6 protein-coding genes and 3 pseudogenes are annotated in these 7,605 nt (G+C 63.3%); 4 read left to right on the forward strand and 5 right to left on the reverse strand.

Going from position 1 to position 7,605, the window contains the following annotated elements; translation table 11 throughout:
- Window positions 1–821 (reverse strand): cache domain-containing protein (locus tag UCMB321_RS17965; RefSeq protein ID WP_040069386.1); only part of this gene is annotated, 821 nt, incomplete at its 3' end.
- Between the two features lie 535 nt (window positions 822–1,356).
- Here UCMB321_RS17965 and UCMB321_RS31805 point away from each other — a divergent pair.
- Together UCMB321_RS31805 and UCMB321_RS31810 are read left to right on the forward strand one after the other, a co-directional pair.
- Window positions 1,357–2,427, forward strand: a pseudogene (locus UCMB321_RS31805) (methyl-accepting chemotaxis protein); the annotation flags it as partial.
- A 345-nt stretch (window positions 2,428–2,772) separates the two neighbouring features.
- A pseudogene (locus UCMB321_RS31810) lies at window positions 2,773–3,285 on the forward strand (methyl-accepting chemotaxis protein); the annotation flags it as partial.
- A 14-nt stretch (window positions 3,286–3,299) separates the two neighbouring features.
- Here UCMB321_RS31810 and UCMB321_RS17975 read toward each other — a convergent pair.
- The 4 genes and pseudogenes from UCMB321_RS17975 to UCMB321_RS31480 form a co-directional block, all read right to left on the reverse strand.
- Entirely contained in the window at window positions 3,300–4,613 is a 1,314-nt protein-coding gene (locus UCMB321_RS17975; protein ID WP_040069388.1) for a sensor histidine kinase, read from the reverse strand.
- Window positions 4,610–5,278, reverse strand: coding sequence for a response regulator transcription factor (locus UCMB321_RS17980; RefSeq protein WP_040069389.1), 669 nt, complete (start codon window positions 5,276–5,278; stop codon window positions 4,610–4,612). The genes UCMB321_RS17975 and UCMB321_RS17980 overlap by 4 nt, the downstream gene beginning before the upstream one ends.
- Entirely contained in the window at window positions 5,278–5,586 is a 309-nt protein-coding gene (locus tag UCMB321_RS17985) for a PepSY domain-containing protein (protein ID WP_040069391.1), read from the reverse strand. The genes UCMB321_RS17980 and UCMB321_RS17985 overlap by 1 nt, the downstream gene beginning before the upstream one ends.
- Window positions 5,586–5,693: pseudogene (locus tag UCMB321_RS31480) on the reverse strand (PepSY domain-containing protein); the annotation flags it as partial. The pseudogene UCMB321_RS31480 and the gene UCMB321_RS17985, both read right to left, overlap by 1 nt.
- 180 nt (window positions 5,694–5,873) lie before the next feature.
- Here UCMB321_RS31480 and UCMB321_RS17990 point away from each other — a divergent pair.
- Entirely contained in the window at window positions 5,874–6,953 is a 1,080-nt protein-coding gene (locus tag UCMB321_RS17990; protein ID WP_040069393.1) for a hypothetical protein, read from the forward strand.
- 84 nt (window positions 6,954–7,037) lie between these two features.
- The gene (queD, locus tag UCMB321_RS17995; RefSeq protein ID WP_084615094.1) at window positions 7,038–7,394 is read left to right on the forward strand and encodes a 6-carboxytetrahydropterin synthase QueD; all 357 of its coding nucleotides are present in this window, start codon (window positions 7,038–7,040) and stop codon (window positions 7,392–7,394) included.
- The last annotated feature ends 211 nt before the right edge of the window (window positions 7,395–7,605 follow it).

The raw sequence follows: 7,605 nt of genomic DNA on the forward strand, positions 1-7,605 counted from the left end.
AAGCGGTTGAAGGAACCGGCCAACTGCCCCAGTTCGTCCTGGCTGGTGATCGCCAGGCGCCGCGTCAGATCCCCCTCCCCGGCCGCGATATCGTCCAGGCTGTGCTTCATCAATTGCAACGGACGCAAAATGGTATTGGCCATCAGGGCCCCGAGGACTGCGATCACCAACAGCACCACCAGGGCGATCCCGAAGATGCTCAGGATCACCCCTTCCATGCGCTGATGGACCTTGGCCTCCACCTCCGCGACCTGGGCGTCGATGCCATCGAGGTTGACGAAGGTACCGATGGCCATGTCCCACTTGGGCAGAAATTCGGTATAGGCGATCTTGGGTACCAGGACCTGCTCGTTGGTGGCCAGCGACGCGCTGTATCTCAGGTAATGGGTACCGTCCTTGGCGACCCGGACCAGCTCACGCGTGTAGTAGACGCCATTCGGGTCGCGGGCGTCGTTGAAGTTCTGGCCGACACCGCTGGGGTTGTCGCTCTTGAACACCCGCACGATCTGCGAGTCGGTGCCGAAAAAGTAACCGTCCTTGCCATACTTGATGCTCGACAGCAGTTTCACCGCCTGGGCCCGCGCCGCCATGTCGCCCGGGGCCGACGCATCGTAGAGCGGCTTGATCGCGGTCAGCGCCAGGTTGACGTAGTTCTGCAAGGTCACCTTGGCTTCCGAGAGCAGACGCTGACGGGTTTCCTCCACTTCATCCCGGGCCTGGTTCTGCAATATCCAAACCATGGTCAGGCTGATCACCAGGGCGCAGAGCAATACCGGCAGTACGGCGAGGGACACGACTTTGGTCTTCAGGCTCAGGCGCATGAGGGTTCTCTCTTATAGGGAAGACAGTCAACAGGTTAACGGCTTGGGACGGGCAAAATTGAGCTGAGAGGCTATTGATACACGCAAATGACGCACTGCGGATATCTGCCCATGACGGGTTGACGCTATTCTCCCTCCCCCCACACTCACGGCCAGCGTGGGACGGCCTCGCCCCGTTCAATAACCCTATGTTTTTCCAGTGAAATAGCCGTTCACCGAAAGACCTTGCTTATTTTTAATTGAACGATTAAACAAATAAAAAACCTCAAGCCGTCAACCTTTCGCCTTCTCTTGCCTCGATCAAGGATGTCACTTCATGCCGCTCAGACAACTTTCCATCCAGTGGAAAATCACCCTGCTCGCCGGACTCAGCCTGCTGGGCGTGGTGACCTTGCTGGTGGGGCTTTCCCTCTATCGGATGGAACACAGCTCGCAACTGGTGAAAGCCTCGAGCATGGAGATGCTCAATGAAGCGGCCCAGGCGCGGATCGAAGCCCAGGGCGAAGTGCAGGCGTTGATCATTCGTCGTCAGTTCATGGACGCCTACCAATACGGCAACGGCTTTGCCCGCCAGGTGCTGTTCCTGCGCGAACAGGCGGAAAAACGCTTTCTCGATGCCTTCGACCTGCGCGAGGACCTGACCCGCCAGGTGAAGTCCGCACTGCAAGCCAACCCGGACCTGCTCGGCCTGTCCCTGGTGTTCGAAGCCAATGCGCTGGACGGCAAGGATGAGCTGTTCGCCGGCCAGAAGGAGGTGGGCAGCAATGAAAAGGGCCGCTTCGCGCTCTACTGGTCGCAGCCAACCCCGGGCAAGCTGACCTCCATGCCGCTGCCGGAGAGCGACATGGCCGATACCAGCCGCGGCCCCAGCGGCGAACCGAACAACGCCTGGTTCACCTGCCCGCGCAGTACCCTCAAACCCTGCGTGATCGAACCCTACTTCTACCAGATCGATGGCCAGAACGTGCTGATGACCAGCATCGTCTTCCCGTTGATGGTCGAGGGCAAAGTGATTGCCTCGCTGTCGGTGGACATCAACCTCAACAGCCTGCAAGCGCTCAGCCAGCAGGCCAGCAAGAAGCTCTATGACGGCCAGACCAGCGTCAGCATCCTCAGCCCGGTCGGCCTGCTGGCCGGCTACAGTCCGGACGCGAGCCAGTTGAGCAAGCGCCTGGAGCAGGTCGATCCCGTCAACGGTGCCGCCCTGACCCACACACTGTCCACCCTGGGCGCGACACGCAGCGAGCGCGAACAGGACCGGTTGAAGATCCTCGCGCCGTTCCAGCCGATCCCCGGCGGCAAGTCCTGGGGCGTGCTGCTGGACATCCCGGAAAAGGTCCTGGTGGGACCGGCCGAGACACTCAAGGGCCAACTCGACGAGCGCAATGCCGCCGGTACCCTGGTCGAACTGAGCCTTGGCCTGCTGGCCGCGGTGGTCGGCCTGCTGCTGGTCTGGCTGATGGCCCGCAGCGTGACCCGGCCGATCCTGGGCGTGGCGCACATGCTCGAAGACATTGCCAGCGGCGAAGGTGACCTGACCCGCCGCCTGAACTATGCCAAGCGCGACGAACTGGGCCAGTTGGCCGGCTGGTTCAACCGTTTCCTCGACAAACTGCAACCGGTGATCGCCGAGGTCAAGCGCTCGGTCCAGGATGCTCGCGGGACCGCCGACCAGTCCGCCGCCATCGCCAGCCAGACCAGCGCCGGTATGGAGCAGCAGTATCGTCAGGTCGACCAGGTGGCCACCGCTTCCCATGAAATGAGCGCCACCGCCCAGGACGTTGCCCGCAGTGCCGCCCAAGCCGCCCACGCGGCGCGCGATGCCGACCAGGCCACGCGCCAGGGCCTGACGGTGATCGACCGCACCACCAGCAGCATCGGTCACCTGGCCGCCGACATGAGCCAGGCCATGGTGCAGGTCGAAGGGCTGGCGGCCAACAGCGAGAAGATCGGCTCGGTGCTGGAAGTGATTCGCGCCATTGCCGAGCAGACCAACCTGCTGGCCCTCAACGCCGCCATCGAGGCCGCCCGGGCGGGTGAAGCCGGACGCGGCTTTGCGGTGGTCGCCGATGAAGTGCGCAACCTGGCGCGACGCACCCAGGAGTCGGTGGAGGAAACCCGCCAGGTCATCGAGCAGCTGCAGAGCGGGACCCAGGAAGTGGTCACCTCCATGGGCAACAGCCATCGTCAGGCGCAAGGCAGTGTCGAGCAGGTCAGCCAGGCGGTGACCGCGCTGCAGCAGATCGGCGACGCCGTGACGGTGATCACCGACATGAACCTGCAGATCGCCAGCGCGGCGGAAGAACAGAGCGCGGTGGCCGAGGAAATCAACCACAACGTGGCGACCATTCGCGACGTCACCGAGTCGCTGTCCGGACAGGCCAATGAGTCGGCGCGGGTCAGCCAGTCGCTCAACAGCCTGGCGAACCAGCAGCAAGGCCTGATGGATCAGTTCCGCGTCTAGGCTCCGTACGGACCCTAGCGGCGCGGTACGTCGACCGTCACGAGCAGCCCGCCCAGCGGGCTGCTCGACAAGCGCAAGTCACCGCCCCAGGCCTCGACGATATCGCGCACGATACCCAGGCCCAGCCCATGCCCGCGGGTCTGTTCGTCCAGGCGGGTGCCCCGGCTGAACACCGCCGCCCGACTCTGCGGCGGGATGCCCGGCCCATCGTCCTCGATCCCCAGCCGATAACCGGCAGACACTTCGACAATACTCAGGCGCACCTGTGCATCGGCCCACTTGCAGGCGTTGTCCAGCAGATTGCCGAGCAGCTCCAGCAGGTCCTCGCGATCCCAGGGCAACTGCAATCCGCTCGGCACCTCGTGGGACAGCTGCAGGTGCTCGCCATGGATCATGCGCAGGGTCGAGAACAGCACCGGCAGTTCCGTATCGCAATCGAATGCCGCGCCGGGCAAGGTGTCCCCCGCCAGTCGGGCACGCCCCAGTTCCCGTTCCAGGCGTTGCTGAATCTGCTCCAGCTGTTCACGCAAGGTTTGCCGCAGGTGCGGGTGAGCCGCAAGTTCGGCACTGGAGGCCAGGCTCAGCAGAACCGCCAGCGGGGTCTTCAGGGCGTGACCGAGATTGCCCAGGGCATCACGCGAACGCTTGAGGCTGCCCTCGGTGTGGGCCAGCAGGCGATTGACCTGCGACACCAGCGGTTCCAGTTCCAACGGCACCTGGGTATCGAGTTGCGAACGGCGTCCTTGTTGCAACTGGGCAATTTGCTTGCGGGCGTTCTCCAACGGGCGCAAGGCCCGGCGCACGGTGACCCGTTGCAACAGCAGGATCACGATCAGCGCCGCCAGGCCGATGCCCAGGCCAACGCGCTGCATCAGCTGGAATTTGCGGCGCACCGGCGTGTAGTCCTGGGCCACGCTGATGCTGATCGATTGGCCCAGGCGCCGGTAGTCCGAACGCAGCACCAGGAGCATCTGCCCTTCCGGTCCCAGCTGCAGGTTGGCGTGCAGCCCGGCCTTCTCGACGATGGGCAGGTCCTGATCCCAGAGCGAACGCGAGCGCCAGTGCTGATCGGCGAAATCGACACAAAAGTAATGCCCGGAAAAGGGCCGTTGGTAGGCCGGCGACAAGCGTCGCTCGTCCAGTTTCAGGCCGTGTGGGGTACGCACCAGTGCCACCAGCAGGCTCTCGCTGTCGGCATGCAGTCCGTCCTCCAGATAACGTTGCAGGCCCAGCTCGAACAGCCAGAGGCTGGTCGGTGCCACCACCAGTCCGGCGACGAGCAATACACTGAGCAATCCGAGACTCAAACGTCGCTGAATCGACTTCACCGGGCCGCGCCACCAAAGCGATAGCCCTGGCCACGGCGGGTTTCGATCACAGCGCGCCCCAGCTTGCGCCGCAGGTGATTGACATGCACCTCCAGCACATTGGAGTCACGCTCGGTTTCGCCGTCATAGAGATGTTCGGCCAGATGGCTTTTCGAGAGGATCTGTTCGGGGTGCAGCATGAAATAGCGCAACAGCCGGAATTCGGCTGCCGTGAGCTGGACATCGCCGCCCTCGCGGCTGACGCACTGGCGCCCTTCGTCCAGGTGCAGGCCGGCGGCCTTCAGGGTCGGCTGGTTGGCCTGGCCACGGGCCCGGCGCAGCAGCGACTGGACCCGCAGCTGCAATTCCTGCGGGTGAAACGGCTTGGTCAGGTAATCGTCGGCACCGGCCTTGAGCCCTTCGATACGGTCAGCCCAGGAGCCGCGCGCGGTGAGAATCAGCACCGGCACCGCCAGGTTGTCGGCGCGCCATTTGTGCAGCACCTCGAGCCCCGGCAAGCCCGGCAGGCCGAGATCGAGAATGATCAGGTCGTAGGGCTCGACGGCCCCCTGGAACAGCGCATCGCGCCCGTCGGCCAGCCAGTCGACGGCATAGCCCTGGCGCGTGAGGCCGGCAATCAGTTCGTCCGCCAAGGGAACATGGTCTTCCACCAACAACAGCCGCATCAATCGTCTTCCTTGTCTTTCAATAAACGACCACTGCTGGCCTCCAGCTCGATATCCCGCACCACACCGGCCTGGGTCAGGAGCTCGACGTCATAGACATAGACGTCATGCCGACTCACCAATTCGGCCTCCAGCAGCTTCGCCCCGGGGTAGTGACTCAAAGCCTGCTGCAGCAGCTGCTCCAGCGGCATGATGACGCCCTGGCGGCGTAAACGCAGGGCTTCGTCCTGATTCAGGTCGCCGGCCCAGGCCTGGCAACCGAAGGCAGCCAGCGCAAGCAAGGTGCAGGCGTGCAGATTCAACGTCATTAACTGTCCTGATGATCCTTGAGAACCTGCCCGCCGATGGCGTCCGATTCAACATCCCGCTCAGCTCCTTGAGCGCCGTGCAGTTCTATCTGATAAGTGAAGTCGCCGTTCGTTCACTGCACCCGGTATCAACCGAGCCGTGCAAGGCCATACGCTAGACGTCGCAACTTAATCGAACCTGAATTTATCCGACCGTCATCCGCCGTGGCTGGCGGTTTTTGCAGGGCAACGACAGGCGCGGACCGCAAGCTCCCCTATAATTCCCGTCCCGGTAGAACGAGGACTGTATGACCGCCATCCATATCAAGTTTCCCGCCTTGACCCTCAAGGCCGGCAAGCGGACCTTGCAGCGCATTCGCGAACAGGGCTTGAAGGCCGCTGACGTCGGCACCCTGCCCGGTGCGGCCGGCGGGCCCAAGGCCCTCGGCATCCAGGGCCTGGACCTGGCGCTGTTCGGCGAGTGGCTGCCGGCCAGTCCCCGGGAGCGCTCGCTGATCGGTGCCTCCATCGGTGCCTGGCGCTTCGCCAGCGCCTGCCTGCCGGATGCCGCCGAGGGCATCACGCGGCTGGGCCAGCTCTACAACGAACAAAGCTTCGCCAAGGGCGTGACCATGGCACAGGTCAGCCAGAGCTGCCGGCGCATGCTCCATGACCTGCTCGATGGCCGCGACGCGTCGATCCTGGCCAACACCCATTACCGCCTGAACGTGGTGATCGTGAAGAGCCACGGTCTGCTCGCCGAGGATCATCGCGGCCGCCTGGGGCTCGGGCTGTCGTCCGTGATCGCCGACAACCTGGTCAAGCGTTCGCGGCTGTCGCGTCATTTCGAACGGGTCATCCTGCATGATCCGCGACGGGCCCCTCCCCTTCAGCCACTCGCGGACTTTCCGTCGCGCTGCCTGCCGCTGGCCGAGGACAACCTGCGCCAGGGCCTGCTGGCCTCGGGCTCGATCCCGATGGTGATGGAAGGCGTGCGTGATATCGCCGGGGTCGGCACTGGCACCTACCGCGATGGTGGACTGCTGGACTATCACCTGGACCTGCCCTACAGCGGCGAGGATGTGGTGCTGTACCCGCATTTCACCGACAAGGTCATCCCCGGCTGGTTCGACAAGACCCTGCCCTGGCGCCGGGGTAACCCGGAGCGGTTGCAGGATGTGCTGCTGCTGGCGCCTTCGCGGGAATACCTGGCGCGCCTGCCCCATGGCAAGCTGCCCGATCGTAACGACTTCAAGCGCTACATGGGCGACGACCAGGGACGCCAGGCCTATTGGCGCAAGGCGATGGAGCAGAGCCGGCGCCTGGGTGACGAGTTTCTCGAACTGGTCGACAATGGTCGTCTGGGAGAGCGCCTGTTGGCGCTTTGATGCGATTGCCGCCGCGCAAGCTGTTAAACTGCCGTCCTGCATTTATCGGCTGCGCGCTGGCCACCCTTCAGAGCTGACATTACCGTGGAAATCTTCAAAGAGTTTACGTTCGAATCCGCCCACAAGCTGCCCCACGTACCGGACGGCCATAAATGCGGTCGCCTGCATGGCCATTCGTTCAAGGTGGCGATTCACCTGAGCGGCGAGGTGGACCCGTATACCGGCTGGATCCGTGACTTCTCGGAGATCAAGGCCATCTTCAAGCCGCTGTATGAGCGCCTGGACCACAACTACCTGAATGATATTCCCGGCCTTGAGAACCCCACCAGCGAGGTCCTGGCGAAGTGGATCTGGCAGGAGTTGAAACCGTTGCTGCCGGAACTGTCGGCCATCCGCATCCATGAGACCTGCACCAGCGGTTGCATCTATCGCGGGGAGTGAATCCCGGACATAAAAAAACCACCTGCACAGGTGGTTTTTTTATGTTCGAGATTTACCGGCTGCGCCTGCCTGTGGGAGCCGGCTTGCTGCGGACGGCGTTCCGACGATGAAGCCCTTGAGGGTGCCCGGGATATTTCGGCGGCGCAAAAACAAAACCCCTACCTGCGTGCGCAGATAGGGGTTTTGGAATTTAATCTTGACGATGACCTAC

Source organism: Pseudomonas batumici, from assembly GCF_000820515.1.
GTDB classification, from domain to species: Bacteria; Pseudomonadota; Gammaproteobacteria; order Pseudomonadales; family Pseudomonadaceae; genus Aquipseudomonas; species Aquipseudomonas batumici.